Source organism: Bacillus sp. SN32, assembly GCF_002837495.1.
GTDB lineage: Bacteria > Bacillota > Bacilli > Bacillales > Bacillaceae > Bacillus > Bacillus subtilis.
Genome location: NZ_PJCT01000011.1, coordinates 1 through 23322, shown reverse-complemented (window position 1 = coordinate 23322; position 23322 = coordinate 1). Strand labels below are relative to the sequence as shown.

The window sequence follows — 23322 nt, the reverse complement described above, 5'->3', positions numbered from 1 at the left end:
GCATGAATATTGAAGAATTTACTTCTGGTTTGGCGGAAAAAGGGATCTCCCTTTCTCCCCGTCAGCTAGAGCAATTTGAGCTGTATTACGACATGCTGGTTGAATGGAACGAAAAAATCAATCTGACTTCAATAACAGAGAAAAAAGAAGTGTATTTAAAGCATTTTTATGATTCCATTACAGCTGCTTTTTATGTCGACTTCAATCAGGTGAACACGATTTGTGATGTCGGAGCGGGAGCGGGTTTTCCAAGTCTGCCGATAAAAATATGCTTTCCGCACCTCAATGTCACAATCGTAGATTCACTGAATAAACGGATCACGTTTTTAGAAAAGCTATCTGAGGCTTTGCAATTGGAGAATACAACATTCTGCCATGACAGAGCTGAAACGTTCGGGCAACGGAAAGACGTGCGTGAAAGCTATGATATTGTGACAGCGCGAGCAGTTGCGAGATTATCTGTTTTGAGTGAGCTTTGCTTGCCTCTGGTGAAGAAAAACGGTTCATTTGTTGCTTTAAAAGCCGCATCAGCTGAAGAAGAACTGAATGCAGGCAAAAAAGCAATCACGACGCTTGGAGGAGAACTTGAGAATATCCATTCTTTTAAGCTGCCTATTGAAGAAAGCGATCGTAATATTATGGTGATACGCAAAATAAAAAATACGCCTAAGAAGTATCCAAGAAAACCGGGAACTCCTAATAAATCGCCAATTGAAGGGTAATTTAGACAGCCTGATATGACAATACCATCATATTTTCATCAAAATTGATGGATGTACAGCAGGAAAAACCATGAGAAAATAGAATTATAAAAATGGCAGTTTTTAAAGGTGGTGTAGGTACATGAAGCATTCATTCTCTCGTTTCTTCGGGCTTGGTGAGAAGGAACAGGAGCCGGAGATTGCTGAACATGATACAAACAAAGAAGAGATTCTGGAAATACCGGTAAATGCTATCGTTCCCAACCGTTTTCAGCCACGCACCATTTTCTCAGATGAAAAAATCAAAGAGTTAGCAATGACCATTCATACACACGGCATTATTCAGCCGATTGTTGTTAGGCATACAGAAGAAGAAGGCCAATACGAACTCATTGCAGGTGAAAGACGCTGGAGAGCGGTGCAATCGCTTGAGTGGGAAAAGATTCCGGCAATTATTAAGGATTTTTCCGACACGGAAACCGCTTCTGTGGCGTTAATCGAAAACTTGCAGCGGGAAGAACTGTCTTCTATTGAGGAAGCGCATGCTTATGCTAGGCTGCTTGAGCTGCATGATTTAACACAGGAGGCACTCGCACAGCGCTTAGGAAAAGGGCAGTCTACAATCGCGAATAAGCTTCGGTTATTAAAGCTGCCTCAGCCGGTCCAAGAGGCGATTATGGAGAAGAAAATCACCGAGCGCCACGCCAGAGCGCTGATTCCGCTGAAACAGCCTGAGCTCCAAGTCACACTGCTCACAGAGATTATTGAGAAAAGTTTAAATGTAAAGCAGACGGAAGACCGCGTGGTGAAAATGCTGGAGCAAGGCAAGAGAAAGCCAAAGCCGAGACGCAAAGCATTCAGCAGAGATACAAGAATTGCGATGAACACGATTCGCCAGTCACTATCAATGGTGGAAGACAGCGGTGTAAAATTGAATACGGAAGAAGAAGAATTTGAAGAATATATTCAATTAACGATTCGCATACCAAAATAGAAGCTCTCCTGAAAAGCAGGAGAGCTTTTTATATTTTCAATAAAAGGTAATCACTTACTTTTAGTGAATATCATTATATTAGAATTCTTTTCTTTGAGTTTGTGGATAAACTCTTCAGATTTTTGCGGTGAAATTACTGCATGTCCCCATCCCCCCTGATAATATATTGTGATGGCATGGCGAGAGCCGATCAGACGAAAACCGGACCATAGTTTCTTTTTTTGAACGACTTTATCGATTTTTTCATAAGGAATTTGATGTTTGATCAATCCGGCGTTAATGATCAGATGGTGTTCCTTCAATACATATTTTAGGTCAATAAAGCTCCAAATGATGAGTCCATTTAAAAGAGTCAGCAGAATAAAAATGATCCAGCCGGAAACTCTCATATTTCCCAGCACAAAAGGAACAATGGCATCTGCTTGTATCAGTAATATGAGAAACACAATCATCAGCGTAACGGGTACATCTCTCTTCGTTTGATAAACCATTTTCTCACCATCCTGTTTCTACGTTCTGTAGTGTGACTTCTTCTTTTTTTCTTTAAGAAATTCCTTTTTTAAGTCAAAAAAACATAGAAATTGTAGAATTTATAAGAGAAAGCATAAAGCGTGCTTGAATTTTCAATTATTTCCCTTCTGATTCGGAACAAAATGATGAAAAAAATGAAACGCTTTAATCTTTTTTTGATAGAATAGAAGCAAGATAGTACATGTTCATGTGAAAGTAGGTGACATCGTGGGAAAAATCATAGCAATTACGAACCAAAAAGGCGGGGTCGGCAAAACAACGACGTCTGTCAACCTTGGGGCATGTTTGGCTTACATAGGGAAAAGGGTTCTGCTGGTAGATATTGATCCGCAGGGAAATGCGACAAGCGGATTAGGGATTGAAAAAGCCGATGTAGAGCAGTGTGTGTACGATATTTTAGTAGATGATGCAGATGTAATAGATATTATTAAAGCAACGACAGTAGAGAACTTGGATGTGATTCCTGCGACGATTCAGCTTGCAGGAGCTGAGATCGAGCTGGTTCCTACAATATCAAGAGAAGTGAGATTGAAGAGAGCGCTTGAAGCAGTAAAGCAAAATTATGATTATATTATCATTGATTGTCCGCCGTCATTGGGCTTGCTGACGATTAACGCCCTTACTGCCTCGGATTCCGTTGTGATTCCTGTACAGTGCGAATATTATGCCTTGGAGGGTCTCAGCCAGTTATTAAATACAGTACGTCTTGTGCAAAAGCATTTGAATACTGATTTAATGATTGAAGGTGTATTGCTGACAATGCTTGATGCCCGGACAAACCTTGGCATTCAAGTGATTGAAGAGGTTAAAAAGTATTTTAGGGATAAAGTATATAAGACAGTTATTCCGCGTAATGTCCGTCTGAGTGAGGCACCGAGTCACGGAAAACCCATCATTTTATACGATCCGCGGTCAAGAGGTGCGGAAGTATATTTAGATTTAGCAAAGGAAGTGGCTGCGAATGGCTAAAGGCCTTGGAAAAGGGATTAATGCGTTATTTAATCAGGTAGATTTGTCTGAAGAGACAGTTGAAGAAATTAAAATTGCCGATTTACGCCCTAATCCTTATCAGCCAAGAAAACACTTTGATGACGAGGCATTAGCTGAACTAAAAGAATCTGTGTTGCAGCATGGCATTCTTCAGCCGCTTATCGTCAGAAAATCTTTAAAAGGCTATGATATTGTTGCGGGTGAACGGCGTTTTCGAGCGGCAAAGCTGGCAGGTTTAGATACAGTTCCGGCCATTGTCCGTGAATTATCAGAGGCGTTAATGAGGGAAATTGCTTTATTAGAAAACCTTCAGCGTGAAGATTTATCTCCGCTTGAAGAGGCTCAGGCATATGATTCCTTGTTGAAACACTTAGATCTCACACAAGAGCAGCTTGCCAAACGTCTTGGGAAAAGCAGACCGCATATTGCGAATCATTTAAGACTGCTGACACTGCCAGAAAATATTCAGCAGCTTATTGCCGAAGGTACGCTTTCTATGGGACATGGACGCACGCTTCTTGGCTTAAAAAACAAAAATAAGCTTGAACCGCTGGTACAAAAAGTGATTGCGGAGCAGCTCAATGTTCGCCAGCTTGAGCAGCTGATTCAGCAGTTGAATCAGAATGTTCCACGTGAAACAAAGAAAAAAGAACCTGTGAAAGATGCGGTTCTAAAAGAACGGGAATCCTATCTCCAAAATTATTTTGGAACAACAGTTAATATTAAAAGACAGAAGAAAAAAGGCAAAATCGAAATTGAATTTTTCTCTAATGAAGACCTTGACCGGATTTTAGAGCTTTTGTCTGAACGAGAATCGTAAATGAAGAAACCATCTTTCAAGCGAAGATGGTTTTTGTTTTATATGCGCCCAGTGAGCCTTTGCAACGGGTTAAGGCGTTCTTGCCTCCACTCTGTCCGATCTGTTAAACTCAATCCTTCCGCGAGAACATTGGCCATATTCATGACCAAGTTGAGTCTTGTATTTTGCAATACAAAATATTCCATGAAACCGCTAACATTCACGATTCCGTTAATATGAAGATCTCCCACTTCAGGAAGGTCTTTTTGTACACCGGCTCCGGGCTTTAATGGCCCGTCCCCGATTTGAAATGAACCCACACTCTTAACGCGGCCTAAGCATGCATCGACTGCTATAACAAATGGGTTTTTATGTAATTTATGAATGTCATTGATTTTATCCTTCATGTTCACAGCATGGACGGGGTCAGATAAGGTTCCGTAGACATGGAATCTGGTGAGCTTCATCTGTTTGAGTTTCATTCCTACGAGCGGGCCCAATGAATCACCGGTTGAACGGTCTGTTCCGATACAAACCACAACAATTGGTTTGCCGGCAGCTTTACGTAAGGATGAAGAAAGGATGGTTTGGATTTGTTTTGCCGCTGCAGCATCTGTATGTGAAACATATTGCTTTACTCGTTCCTGAGAGGAAAAAAGCCCGCCTTTTCGATTCATGGGTTTCACTTCCTTGTTATAGTAGGTAACAGAATTGCTATGGTGTGTGTTTCGTTATGTAAGGTTGTTTACAGTATATCCAGCAGTACGGTTTTTTATGCTTTGTGTATGACACCGGAGATTTTAAAAAAGTAGAGGTTATTATGAATGGTTAGTGGGTGAATTATAAATATTGTCCCCCATTGCCTCGATCATGATCAAGCTACGGTCTGCTTACAAAACACTTTATAGATAGGAATGGTTAATGAGGTTCATTCCTTCATTCCACTGCAAAATGATATATTTTTAGACTGCCTCCATTAGCAGTCTTTTTTTATGAGTATTTCGTATGATAATTTCAACTTGTGTTCAAATGTCTATGAAAATATGGCATTTTTGCTTTCCTTTATTTATATAGTAACAATAACGGGAACAAGCTGAACTTTGTCTATGAGGTGATAGTGTTGTGGAGAGCCGGAATGAAGTGGATGCTGCTCATATTAGGGAGCCTGATCGGGGCCGGATATGCGAGCGGTCAGGAGATATGGCAGTTTTTTGGGGCGGAAAGCGGACTTGCTATTGTGCTGTTTACAATTATGTTCATTTTCTCGTCTTATATTGTGATGAAAATCAGTTTTAAGGTTCAATCCACTCATTTTCTGCCGGTTCTGGAGCATTTAATGGGGCCATGGCTGGCGAAAATTTATGATGTCCTCATCATTTTTTATTTGTTTTCGACGACTATGGTGATGATTGCCGGAGGCGGTGTGACCCTGCAAATGTACAAGCTTCCTTTCTGGTGGGGAATCACGCTGATTTGCATCGTGACAGTGTGTTTGTTTTTGTGGGATGTGAAAGGAATATTATCTATAAATAGTATTTTGATTCCTGTGTTAGTAGCGGGGCTTTTATATGCGTTGATCTCCTTTCAGAGCACACATCACCATACGTGGACGATTGATTTGTCCCAGCAGTATAACTGGCCTGCGAGCATTACGTTTACCTCTTTAAACATCCTTTCAGTTGTTGCGATTTTATCCTCTGTTGGGAAAGAGATGAAAGGGCTCGGAGAAGCAAAAATCGCAAGTGTGGCAAGCGGTCTTATTTTTGGCGTGATCTCATTTGTTTATAATGAAACGTTGGTGGAGCTGGCGGGCTCCCTTTCTCAGTTTGAAATACCGCTGTTTGCCGTTCTGGAGGGTGCGCCTTATTTCCTTTTTTTATGTATGACGGCGGTGCTGTGCCTGGCGATTTACACGACGACGGTAGCTGGTTTGCTGGGGCTGTCCAGCCGGCTGATGGCGTTTATTCATATGCCGAGATGGATGATTGTGTTGATTTTGTTAGTGTTAATGGTACCTTTTACTTCTTTCGGATTTTCTGATTTGATCGCGTTCTTGTATCCGATATATGGGATGCTCAATTTGTATTTGTTAGTTTGTCTGCTCTTATATCCTATTTTGAGTAAATGGAAATAAGAGGATGTATTTCTTTTCGGGTATCTTGATTGCTCTTATGATCAGTTTTTTTGTACAATAGATACAGCAGTTTAGGAAAAGAGGTGAAGGGTCTTGGCGGATAAAGACTTTGGCCTGAATGATATCGTAGAAATGAAAAAACCGCATCCATGCGGAGCGAACAGCTGGAAAATTATACGCATGGGAATGGATATTCGAATTAAGTGTGAGGGATGCTCTCACAGTGTTATGATTCCGAGAAGAGAATTTGAAAGAAAACTAAAAAAAGTACTAGTCAAGCATGAGGAGCCTACTTCATAAATAGGCCGACACTCATGCTTTTTCATATAGAAGGTAAGGAGAAGACGGCGATGAGCAAAGTGCATCAGTCGGCATGTCCGCTGAATTGTTGGGACAGCTGCGGCTTTTTGGTGACTGTTGATGATGGAAAGGTAACAAAAGTGGACGGAGATCCAAACCATCCGATTACGGAAGGTAAAATCTGCGGCCGCGGCAGAATGCTTGAGACAAAAACAAATTCTCCTGATCGGCTTCGCTATCCAATGAAAAAACAAAATGGCGAGTTTGTGCGGATTTCTTGGGAGCAGGCACTTGATGAAATTGCCGATAAACTTCGGGAAATCAAGGAAACGTCGGAGACGACTGCTGTTTTGCACAGCCATGATTATGCGAATAACGGTCTGTTAAAAGCGCTTGATCAGCGTTTTTTTAATGGATATGGAGGCGTGACTGAAATCGTCGGAAGCATATGCTGGGGCTCCGGCATCGAGGCGCAAAGCTGGGATTTTGGCCGTTCGTACGGTCACGGCCCGCTTGATATTTACAACAGCAAGCATGTTGTTGTGTGGGGAAGAAATGTATCCAGAACAAATATGCACTTATACCATCACTTGCAGCAGGTGAAAAAGAAGGGCGCCACGATTACGGTGATTGATCCGATCTTCAACCCGACTGCAAAGCTTGCTGACCGCTATATCTCTGTAAAGCCTGGAATGGACGGCTGGCTTGCGGCAGCCGTTTTGAAGGTTCTGATTGAGACGGGAAGAACGGATGAAACGTTTATTTCTGAGCATTCTGTCGGTTTTGATGATGTGAAAGAGCTTTTGAAAACTGTTTCTCTGGAAGAGTTTATTGTGAAAACAGAAACTTCTATGGAGGAGCTGGAGTATCTGGCCGGTTTGTATGCTGATGGTCCGGTGTCTACTTTTATGGGGCTTGGCATGCAGCGATATAAAAACGGCGGCGGAACGATTCGTTGGATTGATGCACTCGTTGCGGCAAGCGGAAATGTCGGAATTAAGGGCGGCGGCGCGAATTTCGGAAATGTCCAGATTGGCGAGAGCTTTGCAAAAACAAAGCTGACGTTGCCGGAATTAAAAACAACATCACGTTCTTTTTCAATGATGACGCAGGCTGAAGAAGTGTTGACCGCTGCTGATCCTGCGATTGAGATGATTATTGTGACGTGCGGAAATCCGCTGACTCAGGTGCCGAATACAAATAAGGTGAGACAAGCTTTTGAAAAGGTTCCCATGACGGTTGCGATTGATTCCATTATGACAGATACCGCAAAGCTGTGTGATTATGTTTTGCCGACTGCCACTGTTTTTGAAGAAGAAGATATCTACTATTCCAGTATGTATCATCATTATGTTCAGTACGGGAAGAAGCTTGTGGAGCCGCAGGGTGAAGCGAAGTCGGACAGCTGGATCTGGTCAGAGCTTGCAAAACGCCTTGGATTTGGCGATCTGTTTGAATACAGCACTCAAGAATTTTTAGAGATGGGGCTTTCTTCATTGGAAGCAGAGGGTGTGACACTCGAGCGTTTAAAAGAAAAAGGCCACCTCCCTCTTCCAGTAAAACAGGTGCCGTGGGATGATTATCAGTTTTTGACGCCGAGTGGAAAATTTGAATTTACTTCGTCGCTAGCTGAGCAAAAGGGATTTAGCGGCTCGCTTCAATTAAATGTGCCCGAAGAATCTGTTTTCCATAATGAGGAGTTAGCTGAAAAGTACCCTTATACGCTGTTATCCATTCATCCGCAGCGTTCCAACCATTCACAGCATGTGCCGTTTATTGAAAAGCTTCAGCACGTTCAGGTCGATATTTCTCCAGATATAGCGGCTGAGCAGAATCTTCAGGATGGAGACGAGGTTGTCATCTTTAATGACCGCGGACGCTTGAAGGGCAAGGTGAAAGTGATGAAACAGGCTCATGCGAAGACGATTAATATAGATGAAGGCATGTGGGCGGCTTTTGGAGGGTCAGTCAATGCACTGACAAATGATACAAATTCTGATAATGGAATGGGAAGTACGCTTTTTGACTGTTTAGTAGGCTTGAAAAAAGCATAATCAAAGGGATTGGCAGGCTGAAAATGCTTTTTTGTCAGCTTGTCTTTTCCAGTGAACCTCCTTATAATTGCTCTAGGTTCAAAATACGCTCATACAATGACGGTTTTATATAGAGGAGATGAAAGAATGGCTTTAACAGCTGGAATTGTTGGTTTGCCGAACGTCGGAAAATCAACACTATTTAACGCAATTACACAGGCCGGTGCCGAATCAGCCAACTACCCGTTCTGTACAATTGATCCGAACGTGGGAATTGTAGAGGTGCCGGATGATCGTCTGCAAAAGCTGACTGAGCTGGTCAACCCGAAGAAGACTGTGCCGACTGCTTTTGAATTCACTGATATTGCAGGGATTGTAAAGGGCGCATCTAAAGGAGAAGGACTCGGCAACAAGTTCCTATCTCATATTCGCCAAGTTGACGCGATTTGCCACGTTGTCCGTGCTTTTTCCGATGACAACATTACACACGTTTCCGGAAAGGTTGATCCGATTGATGACATTGAAACGATCAACCTTGAGCTGATCCTCGCTGATATGGAAACGGTTGAAAAGCGGATTACACGCGTCAGCAAGCTTGCGAAGCAAAAAGATAAAGACGCTGTATTTGAGTTTGAGATTTTATCTAAACTGAAAGAAGCGTTTGAGAGTGAAAAGCCTGCTCGATCTGTAGAATTCACTGAAGAGCAGCAAAAGCTTGTGAAGCAGCTCCATTTACTGACTTCGAAGCCTATTTTGTACGTGGCCAACGTAAGTGAAGATGAAGTTGCTGATCCATCTGGCAATGAAAATGTAGCGAAGATTCGCGAGTACGCTGCCGGCGAAAACGCAGAAGTTATCGTTGTGTGTGCAAAAATCGAATCTGAAATCGCTGAGCTTGAAGGCGAAGAAAAGCAAATGTTCTTGGAAGAGCTGGGCATTCAAGAATCAGGTCTTGATCAGCTGATCAAAGCGTCTTACTCTCTTCTCGGCCTCGCAACATATTTCACAGCAGGGGAACAGGAAGTCAGAGCTTGGACATTCAAAAAAGGCATGAAAGCCCCTGAGTGTGCAGGAATTATTCATAGTGACTTTGAGCGGGGCTTCATTCGTGCTGAGACAGTTGCTTATGAGGATCTTCTTGCGGGCGGCGGTATGGCAGGAGCTAAAGAGGCAGGAAAAGTCCGCCTTGAAGGGAAAGAATATGTGGTCCAAGACGGAGATGTTATTCATTTCCGATTTAATGTATAGGATGCAGTTGTAAAGGGACAAGAGCTTTGGTATAATATAAAATTGTGAGTAATAGAATTATTGCTCCTTGCCCATTATGGGCCGCTTAGTCCAAAAGGAGGTGCAAACAGATGAGAAAGTACGAAGTTATGTACATTATCCGCCCAAACATTGACGAAGAGTCTAAAAAAGCAGTTATCGAGCGTTTCAACAACGTTCTGACTTCTAACGGTGCGGAGATCACTGGAACAAAGGATTGGGGTAAACGTCGTCTTGCTTACGAAATCAATGATTTCCGCGACGGTTTCTACCAAATCTTAAACGTTCAAGCTGACGCTGCGGCAGTTCAAGAATTTGACCGTCTAGCTAAGATCAGTGACGATATCATTCGCCACATTGTTGTTAAAGAAGAAGAATAAGCAATTTTGAAATATATAATGGTAAAAGGTGGTCTTTCTTATGCTTAACCGAGTTGTATTAGTCGGAAGACTGACAAAAGACCCAGAGCTTCGTTATACGCCAAACGGTGCGGCTGTTGCTACGTTTACTCTTGCTGTGAATCGTACATTTACGAACCAGTCCGGAGAACGTGAGGCCGATTTCATTAATTGTGTCACTTGGAGAAGACAAGCCGAAAACGTTGCAAACTTCTTGAAAAAAGGAAGCCTTGCAGGCGTAGATGGCCGTTTACAAACAAGAAACTATGAAAACCAGCAAGGACAGCGTGTCTTCGTGACAGAGGTCCAAGCTGAAAGTGTTCAATTTCTTGAGCCGAAAAACGGCGGCGGTTCTGGTTCAGGTGGATATAACGAAGGAAACAGCGGCGGAGGCCAGTACTTTGGCGGAGGCCAAAATGATAATCCATTTGGGGGAAATCAAAACAACCAGAGACGCAATCAGGGGAACAGCTTTAATGATGACCCATTTGCCAACGACGGCAAACCGATTGACATCTCGGATGATGATCTTCCATTCTAATGTGATTATCGCCTAAAATGAAAAAGAAAGGAGGGAAATGACAATGGCAGGAGGACGCAGAGGCGGTCGTGCGAAACGCCGTAAAGTGTGTTATTTCACTTCTAACGGTATCACGCACATCGACTACAAAGATGTAGATCTTCTTAAAAAGTTTGTTTCTGAGCGCGGTAAAATTTTACCACGTCGTGTAACTGGAACAAACGCTAAATACCAACGTAAATTGACTGCAGCGATCAAACGCGCACGTCAAATGGCTTTACTTCCATACGTAAGCGGTGAGTAAGCTGATACGTAAAGAGCAAGGACCTTCGGGTTCTTGCTCTTTTTTATAGGGGGAGGATGAAACATGAAGTTGATTTCATGGAATGTAAACGGCCTGCGGGCTGTGATGAGAAAAATGGATTTCCTCTCTTATTTGAAAGAAGAGGATGCAGATATTATATGTCTTCAGGAAACGAAGATACAGGACGGCCAGGTTGATCTCCAGCCTGAAGGCTATCATGTGTATTGGAATTATGCAGTGAAAAAAGGATATTCCGGCACAGCTGTTTTTTCTAAGCAAGAACCGCTGCAGGTCATCTACGGTATCGGAGTAGAAGAGCATGACCAAGAAGGCAGAGTGATTACGCTGGAATTTGAAAACGTGTTTGTGATGACTGTTTACACGCCCAATTCCAGAAGGGGATTAGAGCGGATTGATTACCGCATGCAATGGGAAGAGGCTTTATTGTCTTATATTCTTGAATTGGATCAGAAAAAACCAGTGATTTTATGCGGTGATTTGAATGTAGCCCATCAGGAGATTGATTTGAAAAATCCAAAGGCGAACCGGAATAACGCTGGATTTTCAGATCAAGAAAGAGGGGCATTCACTCGTTTCTTAGAAGCTGGCTTTGTTGATTCTTTTCGTCATGTTTATCCTGATCTTGAAGGCGCTTATTCCTGGTGGTCGTATCGTGCCGGCGCCCGGGACAGAAATATTGGATGGCGGATTGATTATTTTGTTGTTTCTGAAAGACTTAAGGAACAGATTGAAGATGCCAGCATATCAGCGGATGTCATGGGTTCCGACCATTGTCCTGTTGAACTTATCATCAATATATGATGAGATAGCAGTAAGGATTTTACACTTACTGCTTTTTTTATATGAAAAAGGAGAAAGAGATGGCAAATATAAAAGAGATCGCAAGACTGGCAAATGTATCTGTTTCGACTGTCTCGCGTGTATTGAATCATCATCCGTATGTGTCTGAAGAAAAGAGAAAGCTTGTTCAACAAGTCATGAAGGATTTGGATTATACACCAAATCGAACCGCAATCGATCTCATTCGCGGGAAAACCCATACGGTCGGTGTGATTCTGCCTTATAGCGATCATCCCTGCTTTGATAAAATCGTTAACGGAATCACCAAGGCGGCTTTTCAGCATGAGTATGCAACGACCCTCCTCTCCACCAATTATAACCCCGCTATTGAAATCAAATATTTAGAGCTGTTAAGAACGAAGAAAATAGACGGTCTCATCATTACTTCCCGCGCCAATCATTGGGACAGCATTTTAGCTTATCAGGAATATGGGCCGATCATCGCTTGTGAGGATACCGGAGACATTGATGTCCCTTGTGCTTTTAATGACAGAAAAGCTGCTTATGTAGAGAGTTTTCGCTATTTAAAGAGCCGCGGACATGAGAATATTGCTTTTACGTGTGTCAGAGAAGCTGATAGGAGCCCGAGCACGGCTGATAAAGCTGCGGCCTATAAAGCTGTCTGCGGAAGGTTGGAAGACCGCCATATGCTGTCCGGGTGCAACGATATGAATGATGGTGAGCTGGCAGCTGAACATTTTTATATGAGCGGACGGGTTCCGACTGCTATTTATGCAAATAGTGATGAAGTGGCAGCTGGAATTCATCTATTTGCCAAAAAGAATAATTGGGATGTTGAAATCATAGGCGAGGGGAATACTTCTATCAGCCGTGTTCTTGGTTTTCCGTCGCTTGATTTGAATCTTGAGCAGCTCGGCATCGCAGCATTTTCTCTATTTTTGCAGGATGAGCCCGCTGATATCAAAATTCAGCATAAATTTAAGAAAAAAGCTTGAACTGAAATGCATTTCATACCTTATAACTTCATTGAAGGCGAAGGAGGAGGAAGAAATGCAGATTGAACATATAGCGGTCTGGGTCAATGATTTAGAGCGAATGAAATCTTTTTATGAAACGTATTTTAATGGCGAAGCGAATGATTTGTATCATAATGAGAAAAAAGATTTTAAGTCTTATTTTATTACGTTTGATTCCGGAGCAAGGCTGGAAATTATGAAAAAAGGGAATGTGACCGATCCGCCCTCACAAACAATGACAGGCTGGGCACATATTGCCTTTTCCGTTGGGAGCCGGGAGAAAGTTGACGAACTGACTGACCGATTGAAGGCGGATGGTTTCGCAGTAGTAAACGGCCCGAGGACAACAGGAGACGGCTACTATGAAAGTGTGATTGAGGATGATGAAGGAAATTTGATCGAGATTACAATCTGACATGGAGTGACTTAAATGCTGAGGACAGAAAAAGAAAAAATGGCAGCCGGAGAATTATACAATTCGGAAGATCAACAACTATTACTAGAACGCAAGCATGCGAGACAGCTGATTAGACAATATAACGAAACACCGGAAGATGATGCAGTGCGGACGGAGCTTTTGAAGGAGCTTCTCGGTTCGGTTGGGGATCAAGTCACGATTTTGCCGACATTCCGCTGTGATTATGGCTATCACATTCATATCGGAGATCATACATTTGTTAATTTTGACTGTGTCATTTTAGATGTGTGTGAGGTGCGTATCGGCCGTCATTGTTTGATTGCGCCAGGTGTACATATCTACACGGCAGGTCATCCTCTTGATCCGATCGAAAGGAAATCCGGGAAGGAGTTCGGTAAGCCTGTGACAATTGGAGATCAAGTTTGGATTGGAGGCCGGGCGGTGATTAACCCGGGAGTGACAATCGGTGATAACGCAGTGATTGCGTCTGGATCTGTTGTCACTAAGGATGTACCAGCTAATACTGTTGTAGGCGGAAACCCCGCGAGGATTTTGAAGCAATTGTAATGAGATCAGTGCGGCAGATCCGCACTGACTTTTTTAAATCTGTTTCGCATTCGTATTAGGACCGAAGAAGATTAACAGCAAGGAGCACGCGAGCCAGCAGCCCCCAATAAATAAGAAGACGCTGATATAGCCGAGCTGAACGGCAATAAATCCGACAAGCAATGAGCCAAAAATGTTTGAAAAACGGCCAAGACCATAGGCTAAACCGCTGCCAGATGAGCGGTATTCAGTCGGATAAGGTTCAGATGTATAGGCGTATAAGTTCGAGGTAAAGACCCGTTCTGTGATATTCACGATAAAACCAAATACAATGATCATGATGGGAATAAAAGTCATACCATATAAGAGCCCGGCGATGGCCGTCAGAAACGCACTCGCAGCTAAAATCCATTTTCTTTGAAATCTTTCGGAAATCATGGAGCCGAGCAGTGCGCCAAGCGGAGCGCCGACGGAATGCAATACGTTATACCACAATGTATTTTCCATGGTGACGCCATTGCTTTTTAGCAGGCTTGGAACCCATGAGGCAAATCCGTAAAACCCAAACGTTTCAAAAATCCATACAGCAGATAATACGATGGTGATTTTAAGGTTTCTGCCTTTCAATAAGCCTGCGTAACCTGCATGCTGCTTAACAGTTTCGCTTACTTTAGGCTGGGATGCTGCCGGAAGCGGACCTTTCTCCTTTTCAACCTGTGCCTCAATTCGGTTGAGGATCGCATCGGCTTTCGCATATTCCCCGCGATTTTCGTGCCACCGAGGCGACTCTTCCAGCCGTCGAATAAAGAAAAAATAAATAAGGCCGACGGCACCCCATACAAACACAAGCCTCCATCCCCATGAACCAAGCGGAATGACAAAGGCAGACACAATGTTGGTGATCGGCACCCCGATCAATCCAATCATGGCACAAAAAGAAATATATTTTCCACGAACACTTGAAGGGAAAAATTCCGCCAAATAGCTATTCGTAATGACCATGGCGGCTGCAACGCCAAATCCGGTGAGGAAACGGAATGTCATTAAAGATGGAATGTCCCATGCCGCAGCATTGCATAGCGATGCGATTGAGAAAACAAAGACAAATAGATTTAAGGCTTTTTTGCGGCCGATTCTATCGGACAGCCGTCCGCCCAGTGAAGCGCCTAAAAACATGCCTAAAAACGAAGCGGCCGTTACGTTAGCAATAGTTGAAAGCGGGATGCCCCAATGCTCGATCAGTGCCGGCGCTACGTTGCTGAGGGTAAATAAATCTGCGAGATCAAAGAAATAAACAATGCCGAGAGCGGTTAACACTTGGAAATGAACGCGTGAAATCGGAAGGCGGTCTAAACGATTCGCTGCGTTTGAGAAAGGATGTGTATTCTTTTGTTTGAAGATCGTATTCATAAAAAACCCCCTTTTGAGTAGTAAGAAAAGACTGAAAATTCCCCTCTTGGGACTATTATAAGTATCTTGGTTCATTGGCAACAGAGTTCAAATCACTAGATGTAAGAACTAAATTCACACTTTATATTTTAATTTTGCTTAAAAGATTTCCAAAACAGTAGATTCATAGACCAATTTATGCAAATATATAGTAATATTCTCATTGAAAGGAAGAGACATAGAAGGAATGAATTCATTTATCCGTCCTATAGAAGGAAACAATACGTTGTGGAGATATTTTTTCGCTTTTTTGGTGATGGTAGGGCTATATGTATTCGGGAATATAGCTTACCTTTTCGCTATACTGTTCACGGTTATTGTGAATCCCAATATCACGTTTGATTTGGATGAAGCTGTGCTGAGTGATCCCCTCGTAGATCTTTATTTGTCCCATGTGATTTATTTATTCGCCATTCCGGGAGTTTGGCTGGCTGTACGCTTTATTTTGAAGCGGCCTTTCCGAACGGTGATAACACCAAATTCAAAGATGAATTGGCGGAGAATTTCCTTTGGCTTTATTGCTTATTTCTTGCTGATGATCGCCGTACAATTGATTGATTTTGTGATTCATCCAGGCAATTATTCAATGCAAGCCTTTGATACATCACGATTTATCTGGCTGCTAGCGGCTGCCCTCATTTTGGTTCCGATTCAGACATCAGCTGAGGAACTGTTTTTCAGGGGATTTTTGCTTCAAGCTTTCGGGAGATTGACGAAAAATCCTCTATTTTTGACACTGATTGTTGGAGGATTGTTTGGCGTATTGCATTTTGCGAATCCAGAAATGAACAACGGCGCTGTCTGGGCAGGAATTGAGTATTTAACATTTGGGTTTGTGTGGACCTATTACACGATTAAAACTGGAAGCATCGAAATATCACTTGGCGCCCATGCCGCGAATAATATGTTTTTGTGTATGTTTATTACAGAAAAAAACAGTGTGTATGGAGGAATTCCTTCTCTCTTTACGGTTACGCGGGGGAACCCGATGTGGGAGGCTTTCTTTACGATAGCGGTCAACCTTGTGTTTGCGGGGATCGCTTTATGGTACCATAAGAAATCAAAAAGTAAGCAGCAAGGATCTTAATCCCTGCTGCTTATTAACGTGTGGATGGCTTCTTCGATATTCGTTGTCGGCTGCTGGCAGGCGAAGTTTTCACAAATATACACGGTTGTTTTGCCGTCTATGATGCGGTAGTCTGCTGCAAATGGCGCAATGTCTTTGCATTGATCAGGATGCTCTGCTACCAGAATGGAGTCGTTAGGCTTAAAGGCTTTTTGGAGCTCTGTTATGATTTGTTTTCTGGCTGGATCGTCTGCGTTGCCAAAAATAACGATTTCTTTCTTAGGCATCAGATGTCTTAACACACTTTGCATAAAGAAAGCATGGCCGCTCGGATACGCGTCGATGTCCAGCTTGAACACGGAAAACATCGTTTCTGCTTTTTCGATCAGTGATAAGTCGCCTGTAACTTGGCCGAGACGCAGCAGCTGCACGGCTGCCACACTGTTTCCTGAAGGCACAGCGCCGTCGTACACTTCTTTTTCCCGGACGATTAAGGCCTCAGCATCGTGTCCGGTGAAGTAGAATCCGCCATGCTCCTCATCCCAAAATAAGCTGATCATATCGTCTGTCAGTTTCTTCGCTTTTTGTAAAAAAGATAGATCAAACGAAGCTTCATAGAGATCCAGATAAGCCCATAGGAGAAAAGCGTAATCGTCGATAAAGCCTTTGTTTTTCACTTCGCCATCACGATATCGGACCATCACACGGCCGTCGATGATTAATTTGTTTTCAATAAATGTGATGGCGTCTTTCGCTAGGCTGAGATATTTCGGCTCCTGGTATACCTTTGCCGCTTTCGCAAGACCCGCGATCATCAGCGCGTTCCATGAGGTGAGCACTTTATCATCGACATGCGGATAGGTTCTTTCCTCGCGTGTCTTCAAGAGCTGCTGTCTTGCGTCTTCGAGTTTGAGACTGAGCTTTTTTTCGGTTAACCCGGCATCGGCTTTGATTTGTTCCCACTTTGTGTGAATGAGGTTAGGAATATTTTTGCCTTCAAAGTTTCCTTCTTCAGTGATGTCATACACTTGGCAATACAGCGTTCCGAGATCGTCCCCGAGCGTTTTCAGAATTTCTTCGTTTGACCACACGTAGTACTTTCCTTCTTCTCCTTCTGTATCCGCGTCTAAAGCAGAGAAAAAGCTTCCGTCTTCATGAGTCATTTCCCTCTGAATGAACGTAATGATCTGCTCACAAATCTCTTTATAACGGCTGTTTTGCGTGACCTGATAGGCTTCTGTATAAGCAGTCAGCAGCAGCGCATTGTCGTACAGCATTTTTTCAAAGTGGGGAACGAGCCACTCGTCATCGGTCGAATAGCGGGCGAACCCATAGCCGATATGATCGTAAATGCCGCCATTCGCCATGCTGTCCAGCGTTTTCGTCACGTTGTATAAAGCGTTATCCTGCCCCGTATTGTGATGATAACGAAGCAAATACATCAGCATATGGGGCATCGGAAATTTCGGTGCCTGCCCGAAACCGCCGTAGATCGTATCAAACCCGCTGGCAAGCTGCTGGAATGTCCGGGAAATCGCTGACTCGCTAAGGCCTTCGCCTGATTTGGCGGTTGTTTTGGTCTGCAAATGTTTAGCGGCGTTCTCCGCAATATCCTCGACATGCTCACGGTCGTTCGCAAACGTCTCAGACAGATGCTCAAGCACATCAACAAAACCGGGACGATTGAATTTGCTCGTCTTTGGAAAATATGTACCCGCGTAAAACGGCTTCTGATCAGGCGTGATAAACACATTCAGCGGCCAGCCGCCCTGCCCGGTCATCAGCTGGCAGATTCTCATATAAACAGAATCCACATCCGGCCGCTCTTCCCGGTCGACTTTAATCGCCACAAACCGTTCATTGAGAAGACGCGCGATTTCTTCGTCTTCAAAGCTTTCGTGAGCCATAACGTGGCACCAATGGCAAGTCGAATAACCGATGCTGACCAGAACCGGCTTGTTTTCACGTTTTGCTTTTTCAAATGCTTCTTCTCCCCACGGGAACCAGTCCACAGGGTTGTGGGCGTGTTGGAGTAAATATGGTGATTTCTCATTGATTAATCTATTGGGTTTACTTTTGTTTGGCATGGGATCACCTTCTTTCGTAGTAAAATTATTATTTAATCTATTATGTGTGATCTTCCTAATTTTATAACGTAATTCCAACGATAACTTTCCTGAGGGTAATCTATACTTAAATCTTTGCATATTGTGTCTAATAGCGAGAAAGTTTTTCTATAAGTAAATTTCCAATAAAATTTACTGAAAAAAAGCATTCTAAAATTGAGGATACTTTTTTCCTCTGGTCTTAAAAAGGATTACTTTTCAGAAGAGTTACCAAAACTAATTCTTAAACCAATTCCCATAATAATAATTGCAATTAGTCCAATAATATTAACTATTGTTGAAATAGATTCATTATCTACAAAAATATTAACAATAAACGAGCCTGCAACGATCAATAGTATCAAAAAATATAAACTTTTTTTCATAAACACACTCCTATTTTTTAAAAAATATGTTATTATTTTCATCGGAAAATAATTCTACAAAAATATTGTAAAGGAGTTTTATCGTGAAGAAAAGCATTAAACAATTGGTCATTGTAATCTGTTTCTCTCTAATTTTCACCACTATAACAATACCAATAGCTAACGCTAAAGAAAATTCTAATGAAGTTTCTTCTGAGCAAGTTAATGTAGAAGCTCAGAACATGAAAAGAACTCTTGAACCTCTATTAGAATTAATTGATCAAATGCCAGAGGATATTGCTGAACAAGGAATAAACTCCGGTGTTGAATGGTTAAACGTACATAAAGGTAACGAATTTGAAGGTTATGAATTTGTTGCTGATGGAGAAAACCTGACTGCTGTTAAAACCGTACAGGATAATATCGGACCCTTTATAGTATTGAATGCATGGAGTTGCATTTCTAGTGCTGCTAAAGCTATAGCAGTAAATGCTATCCCATGGGCAAAGATCTTAAAGGTTAAAAAAGCCGCAAAATTAATGGGCGGACTAAATTCCATGACAAAAACAATTATCAGAGCTTATAAACATCAAAGAAACCTAGGACTTTCTAGAACAAATGCTATAAAAAAAGCCGTAAAAGTATCTACTAAAGCACTACCAGGTGAAACTCAAAAAGCTGTACTAGAATTCTTTAGTTTAGGTGACGTTGTTAATAATTGTTTCTAATTGTTTTAAAAACAGAAATACAAACAGGTTTAAATTATCAAGACCTAAATTATATAAAACATTAAAATAAAGGAGAAAACTTATTAGACATATATGTTTTCTCCTTCGTAATTGATTACAGTCACAGTCAAGATATTGTTGAGTAGTCCATGTGTGTTTACTCCTCTTTTTTTGTGTATATAATTTTGGAGTAATCTTTGCAACGTTAATCTATCCATTCTATATTTAATGATGGTGGTTTATTGCTACCTTTGGGATAATGTCATATCACTTTACTTATAAATGATGTTAATCCTTCATTTAGTTTCGTATCATCGAGCTGTTTCCAATTGTTAAGAAAGTGATCTAGTCGCTCAACGAGGGATTCTTTTGCCCTTATCTCATCTTCTTGTGTTATGTTTTCTGTTTCTTGTAATTCTAACTGAAGCTTATCTAATTCTCGTGAACGTATTTTTTTTCTTTCTTTAAATTCTTCTAAACTAATTAAGTCTTCCTCTAATTGTATTTGAAGCATTTTCAGTGCTTTTTCAACTTTTTTCATTCGTACTTCAATCATTTGTATTTTGATAGCTTTAGAATCAAAAGGTTGGGATTCTTCTTTTAAATTTTGAAGTTCAGCAATTATTTCTTCCCGCCTAATTTTTATTCTGTTGATTATAAGATCCATCATAGAATTATAATTTAAGCCCCTGTTATAGCATCTGTTGCCTAAAGGGTCTTTTCTATTGCAAGGTTTAAGTTCCTTTTTTTGTTTTCGATCTTTTCTAATGGTCACTGAGTGAGTTCTTCCGCATAAGGCACATTTAATCAAATTTGATAAACCGTGTCTTCGTTGTCTTGCTCTAGGGGCAAGGCTTTGTCTCTGGGTCAATTTTTCATTGGCTAAGTCCCACGTTTTTTCATCAATAATGCAAGTTTTTTTTGCATCCTTAACAATAATCCATTGTTCTTTAGGTCTTATTTTTCCTTGGTGAGTATTCCTTCCTTTTAGACGGTTGGACACTATCCAACCTTTGTAAATTTCAGAACGGATCATTCTTTCAATGCTTTTTCCACTAAATAAATTCCCTCTTTTAGTTCGATAACCCAACTGGTTTAGATTTATAGCGATATTATCAACACCTATTCCCTCTAAAACCAACTGAAAAGCTAACTTCACACCCTTTGCCTGTTCTTTATCAATTTCCACTCTTTTTTCTAAAGGGTTATAAATATATCCAAATGGAGGTGTTCCGTTAGACCACCTACCCAACTTTGCACTATCCTTTTTCCCTTTCCTTAGCTGCGCTTTTATATTTTCATACTCCCAGTTATTTACGAACCCAGTGAACTTTAACGCTTGCCAATCTTCTTGGATTTCTAAGTCATATATACGTTCACTATCAGTAACAAAGAGGACATCTTCTTGTCTTAATAAACTCATAAATTTAGGTGTTTCAGCATCGTCTCTAGTAACACGTGCAAGGTTAACAGATAAAACAGCATCAAAAAGGTTTTCTTTAATTTCGCAGATCATTTTTTGATACTCTGGTCGATTTTCATCCATTGAACTTCCGACTTCTTGAAATAATTTGCTCTCCCAGTTGTTTTTTTCTGCAATATCTAACAAGCGTTTTCTGTGTTTTGCTAGTGTTTCTTCGGTCTCCTCGCCTTCGTTATTGCGTGATTTTCTAAGGTATATGGCGACTCTTTTTATTTTGTTTTTAAGCTCCTTATCATAACACCTTCATATCTAATATAATATTATAATAAAAGAATTCCTTAAAACGTAATGAAAAGAAACTGAAGGAAAAAATGGATAAAGAATCTTTAAAGATAGAATACCTAGTTTTTATTGACACGGGCAACGCCTTTTGTGCAGATATCAATGCATTTAACAGTTTGTTACAATCTAATGCAAAAATTTGTATAGATAATAATCAAATGTTATTCAGAGATTTAAAGGTTGAATATAATGTGCAAATGCAAAATTCGGCTCAAGAGAATAAAAAGTTTTTCCATGTCATTTTAGAATGTAATGATATACAAGAAATAGATAAATTTGAGGATCTTCTCAGATTGGTAAGAGATATTTTATATAAGGTATGTAAAAGAGACCAATTGCAAAAATTATGGGATGATGTTAGTTACTATTATTCCTGTAGAGCCTATCCACTTATAAATGAGTTAGAAAATTTAATGAGAAAACTTATAACAAAGTTTATGTTAACAAACGTAGGTTTAGCCTGGGCAAAACACAGCACTCCAAAAGAAGTCAGAGATTCTGTAAAAGGCTCTAAAATAGATGGTTCAATAGATTATTTATATAATATTGATTTTATTCAGTTAACAGATTATCTGTTTAGACCTTATTCACCCCATTCCAATATAGAAATGTTTAACAAGTTAAGGGAAGCTAAAGAAATAAATGATTTAAATCTTGATGACATGAAGTCGTATATTCCTAAATCTAACTGGGAGAGATATTTTTCTGATCTAGTTCAATGTGAAGCAGCTTACTTAGAAAAAAAGTGGCAGAGACTTTATGAACTTAGAAATAAAGTTGCTCATAATAACTTTTTTAATAAAAATGACTATGAAGAGATCATTAATAATTACAAAGAAGTCAAAAAAATAATAGAAGAAGCTATTCAAATTCTAGATCAGGTTCAGGTCCCAGAAGAGGATAAGGAAATTGTAGCTGAAAATATAGGAGACCACGTAAGTATTCGTGAAACATTAGCAATCTATGTTAGCCAGATAGAAAGAGTTTTAGCTGAAATTGTATATATAGAGAGTAAAGAAACAAGTAATTCAATTGTTACTATCGATGATTTATTAAAATATAAAATAATAGATATGGATACTGTAAATAATATAGAAGCACTCTCATATATTTTGAAGAATAGTGATGTAGATAAGTCAGATTTAGAACTTGCAGCTAGTCTCCTAGTTCAACTGAACTTTATATTAAAAACTTTATCTTCGAAATACAGTTAGTTTATATTTTTGTAGGTATTAAAAGATACATGACACCAACGCAAGTCATGATTTACTTCCTTTTTTGAGGATTCCTTATTTCGAAACCTATTTTTGGTCGATAACGTAGACTTTTAATAACATAACGTTTTGTTATTGATTCTGGAAGGAGAGTTAAAATGGATTACATCTATAAGGAAAAGAAAAATGGCAATCGTATAATATCAATCAGAGATAAATGGGAGAATGCACTTATTGAGTTTGAACAAAAAGGTAATCAAATTGATATAGTGATCAATTATCGTAACGAGAAAACAACTAAGTTTTCGCTACCAATCGAGACTTTTGAGAAAGTGTATCAGGATATTAAAAATAAGTAGGAGAGATAGATAATAAAAATTCGGTTTGAAAATAATACTGAGGAAAGATCAAATTGTTTATAAAACTATAGATAATATAGAGTCATAAAAGATCTATTATGGTTATTCTAATAGACATGGCACCAATGGCAAGTCGAATAACCGATGCTGACAAGAACCGGCTTGTTTTCGCGTTTTGCTTTTTCAAATGCTTCTTCTCCCCACGGGAACCAGTCCACAGGGTTATGAGCATGTTGAAGTAAATAAGGAGACTTCTCAGCGATTAATCTATTGGGTTTATTGTTAGTGGGCATGGGATCACCTTCTTTCTTGAATCAATACTTTACCTTAGCATATGTAAAAGCGATTTTTTTAAATCGCTTTTTTTTTGCTCAAAATAATGTTAACCTCTAACTTCTTTATCAGTAAGAACTTTTAAAGCATCTCTTACTTTTAATGCGAAGTTGATAGGTTTATCAATTGATTCGAAATGAATATACATCAGTCTTGGTTTATCAAA

General features: G+C 40.6%; 26 protein-coding genes and 1 pseudogene. 19 read left to right on the top strand and 8 right to left on the bottom strand.

The features are described from left to right. The first annotated feature begins 2 nt into the window (after positions 1-2). Both rsmG and noc read left to right on the top strand, forming a co-directional pair. Positions 3-722: a 16S rRNA (guanine(527)-N(7))-methyltransferase RsmG gene (gene rsmG, locus CW370_RS20825; RefSeq protein WP_024571347.1), complete on the top strand. Its 720-nt coding sequence runs from the start codon at positions 3-5 to the stop codon at positions 720-722. Positions 723-843: 121 nt separating this feature from the next. Further along, positions 844-1695, top strand: coding sequence for a nucleoid occlusion protein (gene noc / locus CW370_RS20820; protein WP_015250778.1), 852 nt, complete (start codon positions 844-846; stop codon positions 1693-1695). A 50-nt stretch (positions 1696-1745) separates the two neighbouring features. On the opposite strand, the gene CW370_RS20815 is transcribed toward noc, so the two are convergent. Beyond that, entirely contained in the window at positions 1746-2186 is a 441-nt protein-coding gene (locus CW370_RS20815; RefSeq protein ID WP_024571348.1) for a PH domain-containing protein, read from the bottom strand. Positions 2187-2433: 247 nt separating this feature from the next. Between CW370_RS20815 and soj the strand changes: the two genes are divergently transcribed. Beyond that, positions 2434-3195 (top strand): sporulation initiation inhibitor protein Soj, encoded by a 762-nt coding sequence (soj, locus tag CW370_RS20810; protein ID WP_003219244.1) that lies wholly within the window; start codon positions 2434-2436, stop codon positions 3193-3195. After that, the gene (spo0J, locus tag CW370_RS20805; RefSeq protein ID WP_003226832.1) at positions 3188-4036 is read left to right on the top strand and encodes a stage 0 sporulation protein Spo0J; all 849 of its coding nucleotides are present in this window, start codon (positions 3188-3190) and stop codon (positions 4034-4036) included. Before soj ends, spo0J begins: the two co-directional genes overlap by 8 nt. A 38-nt stretch (positions 4037-4074) precedes the next feature. On the opposite strand, the gene yyaC is transcribed toward spo0J, so the two are convergent. Further along, entirely contained in the window at positions 4075-4692 is a 618-nt protein-coding gene (yyaC, locus tag CW370_RS20800; protein WP_024571349.1) for a spore protease YyaC, read from the bottom strand. Positions 4693-5132: 440 nt separating this feature from the next. Here yyaC and CW370_RS20795 point away from each other — a divergent pair, with 440 nt between their 5' ends. The 11 genes from CW370_RS20795 to CW370_RS20745 all read left to right on the top strand — a co-directional run bounded on the left by CW370_RS20795 (position 5133) and on the right by CW370_RS20745 (position 13793). Continuing rightward, entirely contained in the window at positions 5133-6149 is a 1017-nt protein-coding gene (locus tag CW370_RS20795) for a YkvI family membrane protein (protein ID WP_010886647.1), read from the top strand. A gap of 93 nt (positions 6150-6242) precedes the next feature. Beyond that, a complete protein-coding gene (locus CW370_RS20790) occupies positions 6243-6449 on the top strand; it encodes a DUF951 domain-containing protein (RefSeq protein WP_003226838.1) in 207 nt (68 codons plus the stop codon). Between the two features lie 50 nt (positions 6450-6499). Beyond that, positions 6500-8503, top strand: a complete 2004-nt coding sequence (locus CW370_RS20785) for a molybdopterin-dependent oxidoreductase (protein ID WP_024571350.1) — start codon at positions 6500-6502, stop codon at positions 8501-8503. Between the two features lie 126 nt (positions 8504-8629). Then, complete coding sequence (gene ychF / locus CW370_RS20780; protein WP_003242727.1) at positions 8630-9730, top strand: redox-regulated ATPase YchF; 1101 nt, start codon at positions 8630-8632, stop codon at positions 9728-9730. A 110-nt stretch (positions 9731-9840) separates the two neighbouring features. Next, positions 9841-10128: a 30S ribosomal protein S6 gene (gene rpsF, locus CW370_RS20775; protein WP_024571351.1), complete on the top strand. Its 288-nt coding sequence runs from the start codon at positions 9841-9843 to the stop codon at positions 10126-10128. A 40-nt stretch (positions 10129-10168) separates the two neighbouring features. Next, a complete protein-coding gene (gene ssbA / locus CW370_RS20770; protein ID WP_003219228.1) occupies positions 10169-10687 on the top strand; it encodes a single-stranded DNA-binding protein SsbA in 519 nt (172 codons plus the stop codon). Between the two features lie 43 nt (positions 10688-10730). Next, a complete protein-coding gene (rpsR, locus tag CW370_RS20765; RefSeq protein WP_003219224.1) occupies positions 10731-10970 on the top strand; it encodes a 30S ribosomal protein S18 in 240 nt (79 codons plus the stop codon). 63 nt (positions 10971-11033) lie between these two features. Next, positions 11034-11792, top strand: coding sequence for an exodeoxyribonuclease III (gene xth, locus CW370_RS20760; RefSeq protein ID WP_003226843.1), 759 nt, complete (start codon positions 11034-11036; stop codon positions 11790-11792). A 59-nt stretch (positions 11793-11851) separates the two neighbouring features. Then, the gene (ccpB, locus tag CW370_RS20755) at positions 11852-12787 is read left to right on the top strand and encodes a transcriptional regulator CcpB (protein WP_101169975.1); all 936 of its coding nucleotides are present in this window, start codon (positions 11852-11854) and stop codon (positions 12785-12787) included. 55 nt (positions 12788-12842) lie between these two features. Then, on the top strand, positions 12843-13223 hold the full coding sequence (locus tag CW370_RS20750) for a VOC family protein (RefSeq protein ID WP_101169974.1): 381 nt from the start codon (positions 12843-12845) through the stop codon (positions 13221-13223). 15 nt (positions 13224-13238) lie between these two features. Continuing rightward, positions 13239-13793 (top strand): sugar O-acetyltransferase, encoded by a 555-nt coding sequence (locus CW370_RS20745; RefSeq protein WP_032722825.1) that lies wholly within the window; start codon positions 13239-13241, stop codon positions 13791-13793. Positions 13794-13826: 33 nt separating this feature from the next. Here CW370_RS20745 and CW370_RS20740 read toward each other — a convergent pair whose 3' ends face one another. Further along, on the bottom strand, positions 13827-15182 hold the full coding sequence (locus CW370_RS20740) for an MFS transporter (protein ID WP_014481501.1): 1356 nt from the start codon (positions 15180-15182) through the stop codon (positions 13827-13829). Between the two features lie 226 nt (positions 15183-15408). Between CW370_RS20740 and CW370_RS20735 the strand changes: the two genes are divergently transcribed. Next, complete coding sequence (locus tag CW370_RS20735) at positions 15409-16308, top strand: CPBP family intramembrane glutamic endopeptidase (protein WP_101169973.1); 900 nt, start codon at positions 15409-15411, stop codon at positions 16306-16308. On the opposite strand, the gene CW370_RS20730 is transcribed toward CW370_RS20735, so the two are convergent. Further along, positions 16305-18374, bottom strand: coding sequence for a thioredoxin domain-containing protein (locus CW370_RS20730; protein WP_101169972.1), 2070 nt, complete (start codon positions 18372-18374; stop codon positions 16305-16307). The genes CW370_RS20735 and CW370_RS20730 overlap by 4 nt on opposite strands. A 230-nt stretch (positions 18375-18604) precedes the next feature. After that, positions 18605-18778 (bottom strand): hypothetical protein, encoded by a 174-nt coding sequence (locus tag CW370_RS21430; protein WP_167560883.1) that lies wholly within the window; start codon positions 18776-18778, stop codon positions 18605-18607. A gap of 83 nt (positions 18779-18861) precedes the next feature. On the opposite strand from CW370_RS21430, the gene CW370_RS20725 reads away from it, so the two are divergent. After that, positions 18862-19485 carry a hypothetical protein gene (locus tag CW370_RS20725; protein ID WP_032724965.1) on the top strand — a complete coding sequence of 208 codons (624 nt, stop codon included), beginning with the start codon at positions 18862-18864 and terminating at the stop codon, positions 19483-19485. Between the two features lie 262 nt (positions 19486-19747). Here the strand turns inward: CW370_RS20725 and CW370_RS20720 are convergent, their stop codons facing one another. Further along, positions 19748-21166, bottom strand: a complete 1419-nt coding sequence (locus CW370_RS20720; protein ID WP_234398273.1) for a recombinase family protein — start codon at positions 21164-21166, stop codon at positions 19748-19750. A 113-nt stretch (positions 21167-21279) separates the two neighbouring features. On the opposite strand from CW370_RS20720, the gene CW370_RS20715 reads away from it, so the two are divergent. Both CW370_RS20715 and CW370_RS20710 read left to right on the top strand, forming a co-directional pair. Continuing rightward, positions 21280-22464, top strand: coding sequence for a HEPN domain-containing protein (locus CW370_RS20715; protein ID WP_101169970.1), 1185 nt, complete (start codon positions 21280-21282; stop codon positions 22462-22464). Between the two features lie 158 nt (positions 22465-22622). Beyond that, positions 22623-22823 (top strand): hypothetical protein, encoded by a 201-nt coding sequence (locus tag CW370_RS20710; protein ID WP_024713367.1) that lies wholly within the window; start codon positions 22623-22625, stop codon positions 22821-22823. 113 nt (positions 22824-22936) lie between these two features. On the opposite strand, the pseudogene CW370_RS20705 reads toward CW370_RS20710, so the two are convergent. Both CW370_RS20705 and CW370_RS21385 read right to left on the bottom strand, forming a co-directional pair. Next, positions 22937-23116 (bottom strand): annotated as a pseudogene (locus tag CW370_RS20705) (DUF255 domain-containing protein); the annotation flags it as partial. A gap of 89 nt (positions 23117-23205) precedes the next feature. After that, positions 23206-23322, bottom strand: a 117-nt coding sequence (locus tag CW370_RS21385; protein WP_157829192.1) for a DUF1259 domain-containing protein, incomplete at its 5' end; no start/stop codon positions are given.